General features: G+C 28.1%; 14 protein-coding genes. All 14 read left to right on the forward strand.

The genetic code is table 11. From position 1 onward, the window contains the following. Positions 1-11: 11 nt before the first annotated feature. The 14 genes from OW763_RS16820 (at position 12) to OW763_RS09600 (ending at position 21,228) form a co-directional block, all read left to right on the forward strand. The gene (locus OW763_RS16820) at positions 12-368 is read left to right on the forward strand and encodes a type II secretion system protein (RefSeq protein ID WP_272507400.1); all 357 of its coding nucleotides are present in this window, start codon (positions 12-14) and stop codon (positions 366-368) included. A 92-nt stretch (positions 369-460) separates the two neighbouring features. After that, complete coding sequence (pilM, locus tag OW763_RS09540; RefSeq protein ID WP_268040886.1) at positions 461-1,531, forward strand: type IV pilus assembly protein PilM; 1,071 nt, start codon at positions 461-463, stop codon at positions 1,529-1,531. 8 nt (positions 1,532-1,539) lie between these two features. Further along, on the forward strand, positions 1,540-2,127 hold the full coding sequence (locus tag OW763_RS09545; RefSeq protein ID WP_268040887.1) for a PilN domain-containing protein: 588 nt from the start codon (positions 1,540-1,542) through the stop codon (positions 2,125-2,127). Further along, positions 2,114-3,361, forward strand: a complete 1,248-nt coding sequence (locus OW763_RS09550; RefSeq protein ID WP_268040888.1) for a hypothetical protein — start codon at positions 2,114-2,116, stop codon at positions 3,359-3,361. Before OW763_RS09545 ends, OW763_RS09550 begins: the two co-directional genes overlap by 14 nt. A 28-nt stretch (positions 3,362-3,389) precedes the next feature. Beyond that, positions 3,390-4,202 (forward strand): type II secretion system protein, encoded by an 813-nt coding sequence (locus OW763_RS09555; protein WP_268040889.1) that lies wholly within the window; start codon positions 3,390-3,392, stop codon positions 4,200-4,202. Positions 4,203-4,213: 11 nt separating this feature from the next. Beyond that, positions 4,214-6,490 carry a hypothetical protein gene (locus OW763_RS09560; RefSeq protein WP_268040890.1) on the forward strand — a complete coding sequence of 759 codons (2,277 nt, stop codon included), beginning with the start codon at positions 4,214-4,216 and terminating at the stop codon, positions 6,488-6,490. Next, positions 6,472-7,005 (forward strand): PilW family protein, encoded by a 534-nt coding sequence (locus tag OW763_RS09565; protein WP_268040891.1) that lies wholly within the window; start codon positions 6,472-6,474, stop codon positions 7,003-7,005. The genes OW763_RS09560 and OW763_RS09565 overlap by 19 nt, the downstream gene beginning before the upstream one ends. Before the next feature lie 20 nt (positions 7,006-7,025). After that, positions 7,026-12,962, forward strand: a complete 5,937-nt coding sequence (locus OW763_RS09570) for a VWA domain-containing protein (RefSeq protein ID WP_268040892.1) — start codon at positions 7,026-7,028, stop codon at positions 12,960-12,962. Positions 12,963-13,071: 109 nt separating this feature from the next. Continuing rightward, complete coding sequence (locus OW763_RS09575) at positions 13,072-13,830, forward strand: prepilin peptidase (RefSeq protein ID WP_268040893.1); 759 nt, start codon at positions 13,072-13,074, stop codon at positions 13,828-13,830. Positions 13,831-13,930: 100 nt separating this feature from the next. Next, entirely contained in the window at positions 13,931-14,641 is a 711-nt protein-coding gene (locus OW763_RS09580; protein ID WP_268040894.1) for a FadR/GntR family transcriptional regulator, read from the forward strand. 481 nt (positions 14,642-15,122) lie between these two features. Continuing rightward, positions 15,123-16,781: an L-lactate permease gene (locus OW763_RS09585; RefSeq protein ID WP_268040895.1), complete on the forward strand. Its 1,659-nt coding sequence runs from the start codon at positions 15,123-15,125 to the stop codon at positions 16,779-16,781. 879 nt (positions 16,782-17,660) lie between these two features. Beyond that, a complete protein-coding gene (locus OW763_RS09590) occupies positions 17,661-18,449 on the forward strand; it encodes an electron transfer flavoprotein subunit beta/FixA family protein (RefSeq protein ID WP_268040896.1) in 789 nt (262 codons plus the stop codon). A 63-nt stretch (positions 18,450-18,512) separates the two neighbouring features. Next, positions 18,513-19,736 (forward strand): electron transfer flavoprotein subunit alpha/FixB family protein, encoded by a 1,224-nt coding sequence (locus tag OW763_RS09595; protein ID WP_268040897.1) that lies wholly within the window; start codon positions 18,513-18,515, stop codon positions 19,734-19,736. Positions 19,737-19,827: 91 nt separating this feature from the next. Further along, positions 19,828-21,228 (forward strand): FAD-binding oxidoreductase, encoded by a 1,401-nt coding sequence (locus OW763_RS09600; protein WP_268040898.1) that lies wholly within the window; start codon positions 19,828-19,830, stop codon positions 21,226-21,228. Positions 21,229-21,248 lie beyond the last annotated feature (20 nt).

Below are 21,248 nucleotides of genomic sequence, written 5' to 3' on the forward strand. Positions count from 1 at the left end.
GAGGAATTTTTATGAACAAAATTAAAAAATTAAAAAAGAAAAAAGGGTTTACACTTATTGAACTTGTTATTGTTATTGCTATTCTGGGTATATTGGCGGCAATTGCTGTACCTAAGTTTACCAACGTAAAAGATAAAGCACAAACAGTTGCAAACGAAGCTAATAACAAAACGATAATTAATGCAGTTACAGTAGGAATACTAAATGAAGATATAACTATAGATGGTACAGCTGTTGACGAGGCTCATGCAGATACGTTAACAGATGAGGAGCTAAAAACAGTGCTTGATGCTAAACCATCGGGAGTTACTTCAGTTAAAGCTTATAAAGATTCAAAAGGGAAAATTACAGTTATAGTAGCAAGATAATTAAATTATAGAGTTTTAAGTATTACTAAGTGTTTTTAAACACAATGTACTGTTAGGTACATTGTGTTACCTTAAAAAACGAGGTGTTTAATATGTTCAATTCAAAACTACTTTCCATAGACATAGGAACAAAAAACATAAAAATAATAGAAGCAAAACAAAATGGTGAAAAAATAATTGTAGATAAAGCTTTTACTGTAAAAACACCAGAGAATTGCTTTGATGATGGTAATATAGTTAACATGATTACTATGAAGCAAAAAATAGAAGAGGTTTTAAAAAAAGAAAATTTAAAAAGTAAAAGAGTAGTAGTTACTTCTAAAAGCACATCTTTAATAACAAGAGTAATTGAAGTGCCTTTTCAAAAAAAAGATAAAGAATTCAATTCATTAATAAATTATGAAATTCAACAGTATTTACCGATAAACTTTGAAGATTATATAACCAAATATATAAAATTAGAAGATTTTGAAAAAGATGAAGTTAAAATGACTAGAGTGAGAGTTGCAGTGTATCCTAAAATTGTAGCAAAGGCATATTGGGATTTGGTAACTGAATTAAAACTTAATCCAGTGGCTTTGCAGATTAGTTCAAATAGTGTTGCTAAATTATTCTATAGAAATAATACAATGATTAATGACGAAAATATCAGTTCGAAGGAAACTGTTGTAATTATAGACATAGGAGCTGATTACTTAGAATTAAACTTTATTTTAAATGGACAACTTAAATTTACAAGAATCTTATCTGGTGGTGGAAGCTATCTTGATGCTAATATTGCAAGTGAGTTGTTTATTCAGGAAGAAGAAGCGGAAAACAAGAAGATAAATATGTGTGATTTAAGTTTGGATGAACATTCTGAGCATCCTGAAGCTGAAATTATTAACAATAGTGTAAAATTAGTGGTTGATAGATGGATAAGTGAAATACATAGAATGTTAGAATATTATAGAAACTTAAACAAAGATGAAACAATAAAGAAAATATATTTACATGGAGGTAGCAGTAATCTAAAAGGTTTGTGTGAATATATGGAATCTGCATTAAATACTCCAATTGATAAAATTGAGAGTATGGATAATATAGTTTTACAAGAACAAGCTTCGAATATAACCATAGAAAATTATTTAAATGCAATTGGTGCAGTTATAAGACGTAAGTAGGTGAATAAATGAGAGATTATAACTTCTTTGAACCTTTTTTAAAAGAAAGAAAAAATACAGGATTGAAATTGATTTATGGTGGAATAGTAGCTTCGTTAATAGTTGGAATTATGGCAGTGACATATTTATATCAGATATTTGAAATAAGAGGACTAGAGAATGATATAAAAGTTCAAAAACAAACTATTAATTCTCCCAAGCTTAAAGAGATTGCTATAAAAAGAAATAAAACTCAAAAGAAGCTTGATATACTTAAGAAATATTCTAATCAAGTTGAAAACACTAATAAGATAACCATAGAAGAAGATAACATAAATACTTTATTAATAAAAAGCATTTCAAATAAATTACCTACAGAAATTTCTTTTCAGAGTATGATTATTAAAGATAATAATATATCTATACAGGGAACATCCCAAAACAGGACAGCTATAGCGGAATTGATACATAATTTAAAAAGTACAGATGAATTTAATGAGGTATATGTTGGAGGTATTTCTAATTTAGAAAAAGAAGAAAATGAAATAAAACAGCAAGGATATTCTTTTAATATAACATTTGAATTAAAGGGGGAGTGCAGCAGTGAAGGTGAGTAATCGTGAAAAACTAATGCTTATGATATTGTTATTAGTTGCACTCTTTGCAGGGTATTATAAATTTGTATATAGTGTAAATGTTAGCAAAGTAAACGAATTAAAAGATAAAAATGAAAAAAATAAAAATGAAATACAAAAATTAAATAATAACATAGTAATACAGAAAAATCTTGAAAAAGATATAAAGATTACAAATGCAAAAATCTATGAAAGTACAAATGAGCTCTTTCCCGAAATAAATGAGGAAAAAATAATAATTATACTTGATGAAATGATGAAAAAAACAGGAGTAAAGTGTTCTTCAATAAGTTTTTCAAAATCTAGTTTTGAAGAAATATCACCTAAAGCTCAATCAGATAATAAAAAATCTTCAAAACTTAAAGAATTAGTATCACAATATAAAGCTGTTGAAGAAGATAAAAATATTCAAGAAAATAAAGAGTTCAATGATAAAAAAGAAGTAAAAAGTGATAAGGATAAATCAGAACAAGTATCCTCAGAAGTAGAAAAAATGACACTAGGATTAAATTTTGAAGCTAATTATGATCAAGTTATAAAATTTATTGATGAAACAACAAAATTTAATAAAAGAATAATTATTAGTAGTTTAAGTTTTACAACAACAGAAAATGAAGAAGAAATATTATCAGAAATTACAGGAAATATGATTTTAGAGTTTTATGCTGTTCCTAAATTTTCTAATGAAGCAGATAAAGAATATTTAAAATGGGACTTTAGTAGAAATTACGGAAAAATAAATCCATTTAAGGCTAATTCAGTGGGAAAAGTAAATAGTGCTAAAACTATAAAAAAATATGATTTTTCAATAAATGTAAAACCAATAAGTTCAGATTTACCTACAGTAATGATTGGTAAAGATAGTGATACAACTCTAAAGAGTTATTTGTTTGCAGATAATGAAGGAATAGAAAATATAGAAATACATTTTAAGAAGAAAGATGGAAAATATTATTACAAATATAGAAATCAAAAACAATCATATCCAAAAGAGTTTGGTACAGATGGTACAGTTTTTAATTTAAAAGAGGAAGAAATAAATATCTCAGTTTTTTCTGTAGCAAGAAATGCTAAAGAAGATTTATCAGGTGCTAATATTAAGCTTTATAATGATACAGATAAAACAGTAAATGTAGATATAATTGGTGATGACAAAGAGAGAAAGAGAGTAACTATAGTAAAAGGAAAAGGAAGTATAAGAGTTAATAATAAGTAATATACAGTAAAACAGGAGGCTATATAAATTGGTTAATATAAAAAGGAAAAAAGGTGTAACCTTACTAGAATTACTAATAACTCTTGCAATATTGGGGATGGTTATTATGCCTCTTTCCAATATGGTTATAACTTCTCTTAAAATCTCAATAATGTCCTCTAATGAACAAAAATCTGCAAATTTGGCACAGAAATATATGGAAAAGATGAAGAGTGAAGACGCAAGTACTATAGATACAACCCAAACTTTTTTAGAAGATGGTTTTGAAATTGAATGTGCAGTAAATAACATTAGTGATTATGAATTTACAGATATAAATTCATCAGGTAATAACACAAAAAGTATTAATTACGATTATAGAATTAAAGTTAATGATAGTATTACTGAGTTTTACAAATATGATAGTAATGTAGATATAAAAAAAGGTGAAACAATAAATGTTTTGCCACCTATTATAGTTACCAAAACAGATAGTAATATAAGTTTTAATGATGGTAACGGATTAAATATTGAAGATTCATTAAATAAAAAAGAAGTGAAAATTAGAGTAGATATAAATCGTGAAATAGATAATTCAGATGAATTAAAAGTTACCGCAGAGAATAATCAAGAAAATTCAACTTTGATTTTTTACTTTATCAAATCCAGTACTGTAAACAATAAGCCTAATATAAATCTTATTAAAAGTTCAGGTCAAATAAAAAGCTATTATAATATTTTATCTTCTGATGATTCTGATAAAAGTACTGCAAATACAAGAATATATTTGATTACAGTTACGGTAAAAAAAGGTGGAAAAACATTAATTACAAATAAAAGTTATAAATCATTTTATGAATAAGGAATGATATTATGGTTAATAAATTAAAAAAGAAAAAAGGGTCTTCACTTTTAATGTTATTAATTTTTACGAGCATAATTAGTATTATAGGAATGAGTATGCTCTCTTTATCATTAAGTGGGTATAAAATTAGAAAAATAAATAGTACAACTAAAAGAAATTTTTATGCTTCTGAAGCAGGTATAGATGAAGCTTACGCTATAATTGGTAAAGATATGGAACAAGCCATGTTTAATGCAAAAGATAGTGTAAAAACAGCTATGAATAATTTGAATTTAGAAGAAGAAAAATTAAAAGTACTTAATGGTGAAGAAAGTAATTATATAAATGAAGATGGTTCAATAAATGAGGATGAAATAAAGAAGTTTCAGGATCAAGTTTTTAAAACTACTTATATGAGTTATATAGAAAGTAATATAAGAGATAAAGTTGAAAATAAAAGTGAATATAAATATTCTGATAATGGTGAAAAACCTATAGTTGAAGTGATTACATCAAACAAAGATTTAAAGTTTGTAAATGATAAACTGGATGCAGTGATAAAATCTTCTTTTACTCATGAAGGAATACAAAAAGAAATACAAGTTACGTATGAAATAAGTGTACCAGAAGAATATAATTCAGTTTATTATCTTGAAAGCAGCATGATGAATCTAAAAAAGAATTCTGTATGGACTAATTCTATATCTATAGATGGAGATATGAATGTAAAAAAAGGCTCAGTTAATATAAATGGAGATGTTTTTGTAAAAGGTTCTAATATAGGATTGAAAGATGGAAAAAGAATACCAATGGATGAAAGTATAAAAGATAGTGGAATTAATTTAAGTAATGATTCTTCAAGACTTACTGTTAATGGAGATGTGATTACTGCTGAAAATATATATATTGCTTCATCTAATAGTACAGTTAATATAAATGGTAATGCTTATACGAGAAATACAATAATAGATGGTGGGGAAGATGAAAATATTTCAGCAGGAAGTGTTGTTAATATAAACAAAATTGGTTCTGGCAATTCATTAAAGGGAAAATTATATACTTTAGATGATTTAGAATTAAATTCAAAACAATCTCAAATTAATATATCTGGAGGATATTTTGGAGTTAGTGATGGTTCAGATAATCCAGAACCAGATCATTCAAGCTCTATAATAATAAATGCTGATGATATAGGAACGGAATCTTCACTTACTATAGGTGGCGAATTGGTTATAGCAGGTTCTTCATATATAAATCTATATAATGGCAATAAATATCAAACTGGTGAATCTGTTTCTATTAAAGGTAATTATAAAGCGTATACTATGCCGTTAATAAATGGGAATCCTAAAACTACACCTAGAAATGGAAGCATGTCTAAGAGTTTAAAAGAAGAGAATATACAATTTGAATATATAGAACCATTATCACTTGTAGAACGATTTAAAGATGGATCAAAATTAAATGTTTTAGATAAAAGTGATTATTTCAAAGCTTATGCAGAAGACACTGATTATAGTAGTGATGAAAATAATAAACTTAATTTAGCTAGTGATGGATTAAATATAAAAGGAAATGTTATTTATAATGCAGGAGCAATAATTAAAAACTTAAACAATTCAGATATTATTAATAATGTAATACAAGGAAGTAATCCTATTAATGCATCTAAACATAGAGAGGTAAATGAAGAACTTAAAAGAAAGATTTATTATATGGGATATGAGCAAAATGAAGAACATGTTTTTAATACAAATGAATTAAAAGTTCAAGTAAATGGCAATTCAAATGCTAGCGGTAAGGTTCAATTTAACAATATAGTAAAAACAAAAATAAAAAATACAAATGGTGATTCTGTAAATTCTGATATTGCAAGCGATGATAACATTCTTGTTTTAGATGGAAGTGATAAAGATTATGCTTTTGTAAATAAGAATGTTACGGATAAGAGTGGTATTCCTAATGATGCAGAGCAAATTAAAATAAATAGTAATGGTGAATTTAAAGGGATTATTGTAGTGAAAGGTACTATATATTTATGTGGGAAATTAAATTTTAAAGGAACTATAATATGTGGTGGGAATTTAGAATTTGTTGATAGTGAAGAAAAGACAATAAATTATGATGAAATGTATGTATCAAAAATGATAGCTTATAATTATAGCAAATTTAAAAATGTATTTAAAAATAATTTAGATGATTCTATAAAAATTGAAAGCGATTTAAATATTTCTACAGATGATATAGGAACAGATGTGTTGAGAGATAAGTATATAAAGAGAAAAAAATGGGAGTTGATAAAATAAGATTGATGAAGGTGTGCTGCATGAAAAATAAAGGATATACGCTTTTAGAACTTTTAATAGTGTTAGGTATAATGGGAATGGTAATGATACCTGTTTCATCATTTTTCTTCAGTAATTACAGAACATTGAATGAAATAAGTGGTGAATTGGATTTACAAAGAGAAGGTGAAAAAGCTATTAATTCTATTGTAAATGAGGCTGTGAGTTCAAAAGGGATAAAACAAATTAATGTATATACTAGTGATGGCGACGAATTTATAAATGATATAACTTTTACAGCTCTTAATAATAGTGAAATTAAATTTAGTGTTGAGAGTAATCAGCTTTACTGTAAAAAAGGGTCTAGTACAAAACAAGCTAAAGCGAAAAATGTTAAACATATTAAAATTGAATATAAAGCTGCTAAAATTGATGAGGCTAAAGGAATTTCTATAATAGTTTATTTAGAAACTGGCAAAAACAATAAAGTATCAAAAAAGGTAAAAGGTGAGGTGTATTTTAGGAATAAAGAATAAAATTTTAGGGGGGAGAAGGTATGAGAAAAAAAAGGATATTTAGTTTTGCTCTTGTCTTTATATTTTTATTAAGTCAGATGGCGGCTGTGTCTGCTTATGCATTATCAGGTATAAATGGAACACCAAATATTAAAATGAAAGTTACTGATATAAAAGGTGATAAGCCAGAATATACAGGAAGCAATAAAATATTAACAAATGAAAATGACATAAAATTAAATGGTGATTCTTATGTGACTTTTAAAGCAGAAGGAACTTCAACAGATTTAAAGAATGTTAAGTATAAATTTTTTAAACAAGCAGTACAGCCTAATGAAACTGATTTCAATAGTTTAACAGATTGGAAACAAGTAGATTATGAAGAATTTATAAGTAATGATGTTATAGAAAATAAGCCAGGGTATTTAACTTGGAGAAGTTATGATGTCAGTCATATGAGTACTTTGAGTAACAATAATGGAAAATGGTCTAGCAGAACAAATGTTTATAAAAATCCTCATAACCAGATTCAATTTCAAAGTACAAAAACTTCAACAAATGTGGAAGAATATATTCCTAGGGGAGAAGTAACAAAATCAGTATTTTTGACTGGTATGAATATTGGCGCTAATGGGGGACCTTATCCAAGATATAAGGAAGCTTCAAAATTTTGGGGATATATTAAGCCAAACCAAACAGGAACTTATTATTTTGGAATTTCTTCAGATGATGGAAGTTATGGATATATAATTGACGATGATGGAGAGCAGAAAGAGATAGTAAGTAGAACTTCAACAATAGACAATAGATATCCTAATGATGGATATTTTTATCCACATGGAGCATTTTTTAGTACTAAAAATACACCTGTAAAATTAACAGCAGGAAAGCACTACCCAATATATTTAGAATATTTTAACTGGGGTGGCGGTGCAAAATTTGAGTTTTTTTATAATAAAGATTCAATAGTAAATGAGAATAACAAAACCAAAGTTCCGCAAAATTGGTTCTATCCATCAAGAACAGATACTCCAGGTACAGTTCCAGAAAGTACTTTTATTATTGATTATAGGGCAGAAATTCCAAAAGAAACGGGTATGTATTATATTGGAATTAAAAGTGGAAGTAACAAAGGGATTTATGGACCTTTTAAAATATCACCTAAAGCACCTATAAATCTTGCAAAACAAGTAGAAAAAAATCAAATTTTATTAAACACTGATTTTAAAGTTAATTATAAAATTCAGCCGCAACCAATATCAGCAGAAGGTATATTGCCTGAATCCTATTTAAAGGATAAGGAAATTGTTTTAGTTATGGATACATCCGGGAGTATGAAAGAGAATATAAAATATAACATAGAAAATAATGGACAATCTATATTTGAAGAAAAGTATGCGCCTAGGAATATACAAGCAAGTCTTCAGAAAACACGTGGAAATTATTTCTTTCAAATAGATTTTGATGAACCATCTGCTGGGGAAGAAAATAATCAAACGTATTTAGTGTTTTATTCTGAAAAAAAAATAGATGAAGTAGAAAATTGGTTAAAAAACTTGGGGTATAATGATTTGAGACAGCTTCATACAAATTATAATGCATATTGGGATTGGTATGAAAAAAGTTTTGATTTTCCACTTCGTAAAAAAGCAAATTCTAATTGGGGATTTAAAGATATTGACGGAAATTATTTCAAGCAAAATAAATCGTATAATTTATATATAGCAACAATTAAAGATTCAACGCAATATAATTGTAAGGTTGTGGGTTTGTCAAAAGCTGGGAGCAAAGTGGGCGTTGAAGGAACTAAGAAAAAAATAGATGTAATGAAGGAAGTTGCTAAAAATTTCCTTGAGAAACTTAAAACAGACAAAAATAATAGAGTGAAAGTTGCATTAGTTCCTTATTCAGATTATGCGAGAGATAATACTTTTAATAATGAAAATTTTGCAGATTTATCAGATTCTACTCAATATGAAAGTTTAACAGATAAAATTGAAAGTTTGAGTGCTGATGGTGGAACTAATATTGGAGATGGATTAAGAAAAGCATATTATAAATTTTCTAATTCAAGTCAGAATTCACGTAAATATGTAATATTAATGACAGATGGAGAGCCTACTTTCCATAGTAGTACCACAGAAATAGTACAGGAGCGATATAAGGTTTGGAATTTTTGGCATACAAATTGGCACTGGGAATGGAAAGAAGTAGAAAAGGAGGGTCAACAATATTTTGAAAATGGAAATTTCCCTAATGAGTATGATTATTTTGGTGGTGGATCTAGTACTACCCCTGATGATAAACTATACGCTAATAAAGTAGCAAAAGACCTTATATTAAACGGTGGGAAAAAAATTGAATCTTTCATGATTGCATTTAGTAATGATGCAGACAAAAGTGAACTTAAAAATATTGCAAATAGTGCTGATGGATACTATAAAGAAGCAGTAGATGGAAATGTTTTAGATGAAGTATATCAAAAATTAGCTGCTCAGATACAAAGTGATTTACCTATTCATGGTATAAATTTTAAAGAAATATTGCCTCAAGGAATAAATATAGTAGGTGTATCCGATGGTTTAGAAGTTAATGGTCAAACTGTAACAGGAGATATAGGAAGTATTTCATATACATTAAATAAGGAAACAAACCAATTTGAGGCTGAGCCGTTTAAATTTACAGTTACTTTAAATGCTTCAGAAGTAGGAGAGTATAAATTAGGAAGAACTGGAAATGATGATAGTACATCATATATAGATTATAAAGATATTGATGGAACTGATGGGCATAAAGATTTCCCAGGAATAGATATATCAGTATCTGAAAATAAATCACCAGAGATAACAGCAAGTTTGATAGAGCATGAAACAAATGGAGAAAAATATAAATTAACTTTAACAATAGATGAGCCTGCGAAAATAGAAATTTTTAATGCTGATAAGTATAGTATTTGGTTATCGGATAAAACAGAAGAAAATGCTGACCAATATCCTAAGACTTTTCCAATAGATATTAATAAATCTGACTTAAGCAGAAAATATATGATTATTAAAGCAGAAGATAAATTTAAAAATATGTCAGAAGAAACAGTTCCTTTAATTATTTTAAAGCCAATAAGAGTTCAAGATAGCGCTCAAAATGATGAAGATATAAAAGGAATATTAGATTTTGAAACAGAAGAAAACTCTACAATTACATGTATAAAAGTTAATGGAAATATAGTTGCTGAGAATAAATTAACCAATATAGGTGAATATACACAATTGATTAATTTAAAAGAAGGTAATAATGAAATTGAGATTACTGTGAAAAATCAATTTAACAATATTTCTACTTTGAAATTCAATGAAGAAGTTACTGATAATCAACCACCTTCAGCAACAATAGTAACAATAAATTCAAATAATGCAAATGAACATACATTAGCAAAAGTAGGAGATAAAATAACATTAACAATAAAAACGGATGAAGATATAAAAAAACCAATAGTAATTATAGCAGGAAAAGTTGCTAATGTGATTGGAAATGGAAGTGATTGGATTGCAACTTATACAATGCAGAGTGGTGATAAAGAAGGAATTGTAGAATTTACATTAGACTTTGAAGATATTGAGGGTAATAAAGCAGAAAGAGTTACAAGTTCAACGAATAATAGTTATGTTAAATTTGATAAGACACCACCTATAATAACAATATCAGATACAATAATGGAAGATAATAAAGTAAATAGCGAAGAACAAAATAATGTGATAGTAAGTGGTGAAACGGAAGTCAAAGCTAAAGTCAAAATAACTATTACTGATGGAAATAAGATAATAGAAAGAACTGTTACAGCAGATGATAATGGAGAATATAGTGTAAGTGGATTAAATGTAAGTGGGTTTGAAGATGGAGAACTAACAATAACTGTAGAAGCAACGGATGAAGCAGGAAATACATCTAAAAAAGTCATAAAGAAAATTGAAAAAAACACTAAAAAATTAGTAACAAATATTGTAGTAACACGAAAAATTTTCAATAATAAAACTTCAGTAATAGAGGATAGAAATTTTGAATTAGTATATACAATAACTCCTCAAACTATTACTCCAGAAGATATAATTGAAGTTTTTGGTAATAAATCAGTTGATAATGTTTTAGAAGTTGCTAATGTTAAATTTAAAGAAACATTCCCAGAAGCTGATAAATTTGAGGTTTTAGGAGTTGAAGGATTACAAAATAATTTAATTAATAAAGGGGTTATAACAGGAACATTAGCTAATATTAACTATAGTAAACAAAGTGATGGAAGCTATAAAGCACAGCCTTTTGAGATAAAAGTTAAGTTAAGAGTAAAACAAAAAGGAACTTACAAATTAGGGTTAAATAATGTATCTTATTTAGAATATACAGATTTTAAAGACAATAAAGTTATTAGTCCTTTTACTAATATGGATTTAGTAGTCAATCCATTTAAAGCTCAATTGCAGTCAACAAAAAATATATTAGCTGATGATGATAATTTTAAACGTGGAGAAACATTTAAATCAAAATATACAATAACTCCATTAGAATTATATCTTGATGATTACTTTGATAATGACCAAATTGCGTTAATACAATCTCAAGGCGAAAATGCTATAGATGTAAATGGCAATAAGCTTTTAGAGGATTTTGTTATTAACAATACTCAATTTCAAGAAACTGTATCAAATGGTTTGAGGATAACTGATGATAATAAATTTACATTTAATAATGGTAAGGTAACAGGAACAATACCAAATATTATTTATACATTGAATGAAGCTAAGGATAAACTTGTAGCTAACTCTATAAGTTTTGAAGTGCAATTTAAATGTATTAGTGCAGGATCATATATTTTAGGTGAAAATAACAGTTCATTTGTAACTTATAATGATTATGATGATGAACAAGGTAAAAAAGTATTTACTATGTCTTCTTTAGAATTTAAAGATATTAATGTTGAAGAGGTAACTAATTTATTAATTCAAGCTAGTTTAGTATCAAATTCAAGCAATTTAAGTAAATATGATTTAAATGTTGATGTTACAGAACCTGGGGTTAATGGTAGTATAATTCATTTAACGGAACTCAAAATTAAAAATACTGCAGATATTGAAGAAAATATTTATGATTCAAATGTAACTGCTGTAGATGGAACTAAAAGCTTTACTCATAAAATAGATGAAAGCTTTTTGACAGGAAATAATATTAAAGTTGTTGGAAGGGACAAAAAAGGTAGAACTGTAACAATAACAATACCAATAATTAAATTAATTACTAAAGAGTTTGTTAAAGATCAAAATAATATTGAAATAGAATCACAACCAGATATTTGGATAGATGAATTTAAGGCAAATAGAACTGAATATATAATAGAAACAATTCATCCAAAAACAAATCCGGTTTCTGGTAGACACATACAAAAATATGTAACATTAGCTAAAGGTTCAAATATGTTGGAAATACAAGTTAGAAATAGTGAGGGCAATATATCACGAAGAAAATTTCAAATAAATACAGAAAAAAATAATGTTGTTAAGCAGGGCATATTTGTAAAAAATAATTCAGCTGAAGGGTACATTGTTGGAGGAGAAGGAGCACAAGGGAATATTAATATTATAAAAACAATGGTACAGCATATTGGAGTTAAGGTTAAAGTTAATAATAATAAATCTAAATTTGGAATCGATGTGGGTACTCCTAATCCAGACAAAAACACTAAATTAAGTATATATGAGATTAATAATGGTGTGCTTAAAAAGATACCAGTATTTACTGCAGCATGTAAATTAAATGAAATAAGTGATAAAATTTTAGAGTGTGGATTTGAAAATGGAAAAACTTATATTATTGAATATACATTTGCAGGTAATGAAAAAAAGGGTACTAAAATAACTAGTGAAGTAAAAGTTGATGGTATTAAGGCAGCAAAATTAACAATGATAATTAAAGAATTGCCTAAATTAGATTAGTAAGCAAAATCTTAGGTGAGTTTATAAATTCTAAGCAAAAGGATAACTATGGTTGTCCTTTTGCTATGTTTAAGTTATAATGATTGATAGTAAAGTGAGGTAAAGAAAAATGGATTATATAGTTATTGTTTTACTAGGTTTATTAATTGGAAGTTTTCTGAATGTTTGTATATATAGAATTCCAAGAGAAGAATCAATATCTTATCCACCGTCTCATTGTACAAATTGCGGTCAGATGATAAAACCATATGACTTAATACCTGTTATAAGTTATATGGTTTTAAAAGGTAAGTGCAGACATTGTGGAATGAAAATATCAATAAGATATCCAATTATAGAATTGTTTACAGGAATAGTATTTCTATTAATATATAGTAACTATGGTTTTTCTATTGAACTCTTAAAGTTTACAATTTTAGGTTGTTTTTTAATAGTTATTGGAATTATAGATTTTGATACAACGGATGTGTATTTTAAAGTAACTATGAGCGGAATTTTAATTGGTGTAATATTTTTATGTGTTTATTCTTATTATTATACGTATAATATTAATAGTTATATATTAGGAGCATTGATTGGAGGAGGATTCATTTCAGTTATAATATTGACTACGCATGGTATGGGTTGGGGAGACGCAGAAATTTGTGCTCTTATTGGTTTGTATTTAGGGTGGAAGCTTACAATATTAGCAATGTTTTTGTCTGTAATTTTAGGTGCTGTGGTAGGAATCGTGCTTATACTTACAAAGAAAAAATCTTCTAAGGATTATATACCTTTTGGTCCGTATATAGCTATTGGTGCAATGATTTCTGTGTTGTGGGGATATAAAATATTATTATGGTATTTTAACAGCTTTTATTTAGCATAAATTTAAAATGTACTACTTATGAGTATAACGTTGTAAAAAACATGAATAAACTATATAATTAAAATAATATCAGTAGTATAGTGGGGGGAGAACTGAAAAAATGTTTATACCTATAAAGAATACTAAGGTGTACGAACAAGTAATTGAACAAATAAAAGGAATGATTTCAGATGGTACACTTAAACGTGGAGATAAATTGCCATCTGAAAGAGATTTAGTTCAGCAGTTAGGAGTTAGTAGAGCATCTATAAGAGAAGCTTTAAGAGCTCTTGATATAATAGGACTTATAGAATCAAGACAAGGTGAGGGAAACTTTATTAGAGAAAGTTTTGAAAATGGATTAGTTGAACCACTTTCTATTATGTTCATGTTAAATGAAAGCAAACCAAAAGAAATATTTGAACTTAGAAAGGTCATGGAAATAGAGACTGCAGCATTAGCAGCAAAACGAATAAGTGAAAGCGAATTAGAAGTATTAAAAGATTTAGTTAATAAAATGGAAAACTCAAATGATGAGGAAATTAAAGTTAAAATAGATAAAAAATTTCACTATACAATAGCACATGCATCTGGTAATTTTGTAATATTTAACATACTTAATACTTTATCTACATTAATAGATGCATTCATAAAGGATGCAAGAAAAGAAATATTAAGGAAAGATAAAAATAAAAATACTATTAATACTCAGCATGAAGCAATATATAATGCTTTAAAAGAACATAATCCAGGAGAAGCTGCAACGGTTATGAGAAAGCACATGGAATTGATTGATGAGAATTTAATAAGTTCAAAGAAGACTGTTGATTAAACAACAGTCTTCTTTATTTATTAAAAAAAGCTTATTATATGAGTTATGTAATTTATACATTTGTATAGTGTTAATAAGTTAACAGTATATAAATGTATAATATGTAAAAAATATATAAATAAATGTTCGTTTTATTAATTATATGAAATAAATACAAATATAATATGCATATTTTTATTTATTTTTCCAATAATAACATAAGTTTGATATATAACTAACTTATATATATATTACATAAATGACTATATTATTAAAAAATATTGAAAAATATTATAATAATTGATTTCAATATGATTATAGATAAATCATAGGTTTGAAAAAATTTAACACCCATAGGTACTTAAAAATACAAGTGTTAATTGTATAACAATTCTGGAAAAATTTAATAAAATGTGATAATATCTTAAATAGACAATCTGATTGTCTGACCAGAATGAATTAAAAGTAAATACTTAATTATTATTTTTAAAGGGGTGAGTTTATGGGATTAGCACTAATAGCTTTAATACCTATCATTTTTGTAGGTGTATTAATGATAGGATTTAACTGGCCATCAACAAAGGCGATGCCAGTAGGATTTATTTTAGCAGGTATAATAGCAACTATATTTTGGAAAATGCCAGGCAAGTGGATAGCTGCAGCTACAATTTGTGGAGCAATTAATACTATAGATATATTGCTAATAGTATACGGTGCGTTGTTAATACTACAAATAATGAGGAAGAGTGGAGGAATTAATGGAATAGCTCAATCAATGGCGAATGTGTCCACTGATAGAAGGGTTCAAGTTATTGTAATCGGTTTCCTTATGGAAGCTTTCTTTGAAGGTGCAGCAGGGTTTGGAACTCCAGCAGCAGTAGCAGCACCATTGTTAGTAGGATTAGGTTTTCCACCATTAATAGCAGCGATGGTGGCATTGATTGGTAATAGTGCACCTGTTTCTTATGGAGCTGCTGGTACACCGTTGATTGGTGGATTTGCTAATTTAGAAACCATAGTTAAAAATGTAGGATATAATGGAGAATTCCATGCTTTGTTAGCAAGTGTAGGTGGGTTTACAGCTATTTTACATTTTCTTGTAGGCTCGTTTATTCCATTAGCTATGGTTTGTACTATGACTTTAATAGCCGATAAAAGTATAAAAAAAGGATTAGAAGTGTGGCCATTGGCACTATTTGGGGGATTAGTATTTACAGTACCAGAGGTAGTAATTGCAAATGTTGTTGGACCAGAACTTCCGTCATTACTAGGTTCATTAATTGCAATACCAATATTTGTTTCAATAATAAAAAAAGGACTATTTGTACCTAAAAACAACTGGGATTTCAAGCCTGTTGAAGAATGGGAAGAAGATTGGCAAGGAGAAGTTGCAGCATCTTGTGATAAAAGTAATAATGGACAAGCTATGAGTGCAGGTAAAGCGTGGGCACCATATGTATTAATTGGTATATTGTTATTACTAGGACGTCTAAAATGGATTGGAATTACTCCTATACTTAAGTCATGGGATATAACTTGGCATAATATTCTTGGAACATCAATAAGCAGAGGAATTACACCATTGTATAATCCAGGAATTATTCCATTTATGTTGGTAGCACTAGTAATTCCATTTATGCATGGGCTTGATAGAAAAGAAGCTTTTAAAGCATGGGGAGAGACGTTGAAGCAGATTAAATCAGCTGCAATAGCACTATTCTTTGCTTTAGGAATGACATATATATTGATGAATTCAGGCGCTGCTACAGGTGCAGATTCAATGCTAATTGTTATGGCTAAAACTGCAGCAGTATTGGCTGGTAGTGGATGGTATATAATAGCACCAATTGTAGGAGCATTAGGATCATTTATTTCAGGTAGTGCTACAGTTTCAGATATTATGTTTGGGGGATTGCAATTAAGCGCAGCTAAAGAAATTGGGCTTCCTATTATACCAATACTAAGTTTGCAGGCAATAGGAGGAGCAGCAGGAAATATGATTTGTGTGCATAATGTTGTTGCAGCATTGACAACAGTTGGATTAATAGGTAAAGAAGGAAAAATTTTAAGAAATAATATAAAAATTGCATTATGTTATTGTGTAGCAAGTGGGATTTTTGCAGTTATTATTGTTAAGATTTTTATGCCAAATATATTTTAGAATAACTTGAGTTTTAATTGATGCGTTTTTAATAATTTCCACTGTATCAGTATATTAAGTTTGTATATTGGTACAGTGGTCTTTTAATTTTAAAGGCTTATATATAATAGTATATTTTTAAATAACTACTTTTCTTAAAATCATACAATAATCTTTAATATTCTTATCTATATTAAAATCTATTTTCTCTGTTTTATTAATCGATAAAAAACAAACTATATGTTTTAAATCTATAGTAGCTGCATACAATCATTATATTTGAATTTATTAATTAATAAATTAGTATACTGTTAACTTGTTAACAATATGTGAACACCCTTGTATTCATGTAAAGGATTACATGAATACAAGGGTGTTTTATTAATTATATCAAATCATACAGTATATATTTATTTATAAATATGTAAAATATTTATAATTGTGACATAAGTTTGATAAATAACTAACTACTTCATAAATCATATAAAAAACGAAAATATTAAAAAAATATTATAATGATTAATTTGAATACAATTAGGGATAAATCATACGTTTTTAATTTATTAACCTATTTAAAATCCCCTAAAATACAAGTGTTAATGATATAACAATTGTAGAGATAATTAAAAATATATGATAGTATCTAAATAAATAAACCGATTGTCTGACCAGTAAGTGATATAAAATTAAAAAGTAGTTACTTTCTAATTTTAAAAAATCTAATTATAATAACTGTTTAATATTTAGTTTTTATCTGGATACAGATTGTGAAAAATTTAAAGGTTTACATGTGAAAAATTTATATAAATTATTTTGTATTATTGATTCATATAAAAGCATATTACGGTATGACGACCTTACCTTAAATAAATATATATTTTAGAAATGGAGGAAATAAATATGGAAATGATAGTTTGTATTAAACAAGTTCCAGGAAGTTCAAATGTACAAGTTGACCCAGTAACAGGGGTGTTAAAAAGAGATGGTGTTGAGTCTAAGATGAACCCATATGATTTATTTGCTCTTGAAACAGCATTAAAAATTAAAGAGGAAAGAGGAGGAATAGTAAAAGTAATAAGCATGGGACCTCCTCAATCAATGGATGTTATAAAAGAAGCATATATGATGGGAGCAGATGAAGGTACGTTACTTTCAGATAGAAAATTTGCAGGAGCAGATGTTTTAGCAACATCGTACACTATATCACAAGGAGTAAGAAAGTTAGGAAAATATGATCTTATAATATGTGGAAAACAAACAACAGATGGAGATACAGCTCAGGTAGGTCCAGAAATGGCAGAATATTTAAAGATTCCTCATGTAGCTAATGTTTTAGAAATACTTGAGATTAAACAGGATTCAGTAGTTGTAAAAATGGATATGCCAAATGCAATAGAAATCGTAGATATCAAGTATCCTTGCCTTATAACAGTTGAAAAAGACATTATGCAGCCAAGACTACCATCTTATAAGAAAAAACTTGAAACAAAAGATAAGAAAATTAATGTAATAAGTTTAAAAGATTTTGAAGATCAGGATGAAAATAAATATGGATTAAATGGTTCGCCAACACAAGTTGAAAGAATATTCCCACCATCACATGATAAGAAACAAGAAAAATGGAAGGGAAGCGGTGAAGAATTAACTATTAAGATAGGAAATAAGTTAAGAGAACTTAAGTTTGCATAGGAAGAAAAATATATGAGTTATAGTAATTAATTTGAATTATTTTAATTTTAAGGAGGTATAGAAATGGGAAGATTATTAGTACATCAAGAAAAATTAAATAAAAAAATAATAGATCAATTAATGAATATATGCCCATTTAATGCGATGGAAGAAAAAGATGGGAAAATAGATATAACAGCAGGATGTAAAATGTGTAGACTCTGTGTTAAAAAAGGACCAAAAGGTGTAGTGGAATTTGTTGAAGATAAAGCAAAGCCTGCAGTAGATAAGAGTAAATGGAGAGGAATTGCTGTTTATGTTGACCATGTAGATGGAAATATACATCCAGTAACTATGGAGCTTATAGGAAAGGGAAAAGAACTAGCAGCTAAGATAAATCATCCGGTGTACTGTGTATTTATAGGACATAATATTAAAGATAAGGCAGAAGATTTATTACGTTATGGTGTTGATGAAGTTTTTGTTTATGATTATGAAGAACTAAAGAACTTTAGAATAGAACCATATGCAGCAGCTTTTGAAGACTTTGTAAATAAGGTCAAACCATCATCAATTTTAGTTGGAGCTACAACTGTAGGAAGATCTCTTGCACCAAGAATGGCTGCAAGATTTAGAACAGGACTTACAGCAGATTGTACAATATTAGATGTCAAACCAAATACAGATTTAGATCAAATAAGACCTGCATTTGGTGGAAATATAATGGCTCATATTCATACTCCAAATAATAGACCACAATTAGCAACAGTTAGATACAAAATATTTGATGCTCCAGAAAAAAGTAAAGAAAAAGCAGGAAAAATAACTGTTTGTGAAATGGATACAGCTAAATTTATATCAAACATAACAGTATGTGATGTAATTGAAAAAGAAAAAGAAGAAAGTATTTCAGAAGCAGAAGTGATTGTAGCAGTAGGAAGAGGATTAAAGACACAAAAAGATATGGCAATGGTTCAAGAACTTGCTGATCTTTTAGAGGCAAAGGTAGCAGGAACAAGACCGCTTGTTGAAGCGGGATGGATAGATGCTAGACAGCAAATAGGGTTAAGTGGAAGAACTGTTAAACCGAAATTAATAATTACATTAGGAATTTCAGGAGCTATTCAGTTTGTAGCTGGTATGGATAATTCAGAGTGCATATTTGCTATTAATAAAGATGAAAATGCTTCAGTAATTAAGGTTGCAAACTATGCAGTAATAGGAGATATGTATGAAATAGTTCCACAATTAATTGAAAACTTAAAAGGTGGAAAAGGATTTGCAGAAGCAGCAGCAACAGTAAAATAGAGTTTGAAAATTAGAAGAGTTGACATGTTATCAACAACTATCAACTTTCAATTCTCAACTGTAAACTGAATTATAATAGGGAGGTTTAACAATGAATGAATATAGAAAAATAGATGATAAGGATATTGAATTTTTAAAATCAGTAGTTGGACAAGATAACATATTTGTTGGAAATGAAATAAGTGAAGATTATAGCCATGATGAATTGGGAGGAATAAGCAATTACCCAGATGCTTTAGTAAAAATACATTCAACTGAAGAAGTTTCAAAGATAATGAAACATGCACATGAAAATACTATCTCAGTTGTAGCAAGAGGTTCAGGTACAGGGCTTGTTGGAGCTTCAGTTCCATTACATGGCGGAATAATGATAGACTTAACTGAAATGAATAGAATTTTAGAATTAGATGAAGAAAACTTGACATTAACAGTAGAACCAGGTGTTCTATTAATGGAAATAGGAAAATATGTAGAAGAAAATGATCTTTTCTATCCACCAGATCCAGGTGAAAAGAGTGCTACAATAGGCGGTAATATCAGTACAAATGCAGGTGGAATGAGAGCTGTTAAATATGGAGTTACAAGAGATTATGTAAGAGGATTTGAAGTGGTTCTTCCAAGTGGGGAAGTGTTACAATTAGGAGGAAAAGTAGTTAAAAATAGTTCGGGATACAGTATAAAAGACTTAGTTATAGGTTCTGAAGGTACTTTGGGAATAATTACTAAAGCTGTATTGAAATTATTACCATTACCTAAGAAATCAATAAGCTTGCTTATCCCATTCCCTAATTTAGATAAATCTATAGAAATGGTACCTAAAATAATAAAATCAAAAGCAGTACCAACTGCTATAGAGTTTATGGAAAGAGATGTTATATTAGCGGCAGAAGATTTTTTAGGTAAGAAATTCCCAGATAATTCATCAGATGCATATCTTCTACTAACATTTGATGGAAATACTCCAGAACAAGTTGAAAAAGATTATTCAGTTGTTGCAGATTTATGTTTGAGTGAAGGCGCATTAGATGTATTTATAGTAGATACAGATGAAAGAAAAGAATCGGTATGGTCAGCAAGAGGAGCATTTCTTGAAGCAGTTAGTGCATCAACACCAGAGATGGATGAGTGTGATGTTGTTGTACCAAGAAATAAAGTTGCTGAATTTATTAAATATACTCATCAATTGTCAAAAAAATTTAATGTTAGAATACCAAGTTTTGGACATGCTGGAGATGGAAACTTACATGTGTATGTTTGTAAAGACGATTTAAATGATGAAGAGTGGGAAAATAAATTAAAAGAAGTATTTAATTGTATGTATAATAAGTCAGTAGAATTAAATGGATTAGTATCTGGAGAACATGGAATAGGATATGCTAAGAGAGAATATATGTTTGAACAATATGGAGAAGCATATATGACTATTATGAGAGGAATAAAAGCAGCATTTGACCCAAAAAATATTTTAAATCCAGGAAAAGTTTGTCAATAAACTAGATGTGATAGCATATT

The sequence above is a fragment of the Clostridium aestuarii genome (assembly GCF_026735135.1).
Taxonomy (GTDB): Bacteria; Bacillota; Clostridia; order Clostridiales; family Clostridiaceae; genus Clostridium_H; species Clostridium_H aestuarii.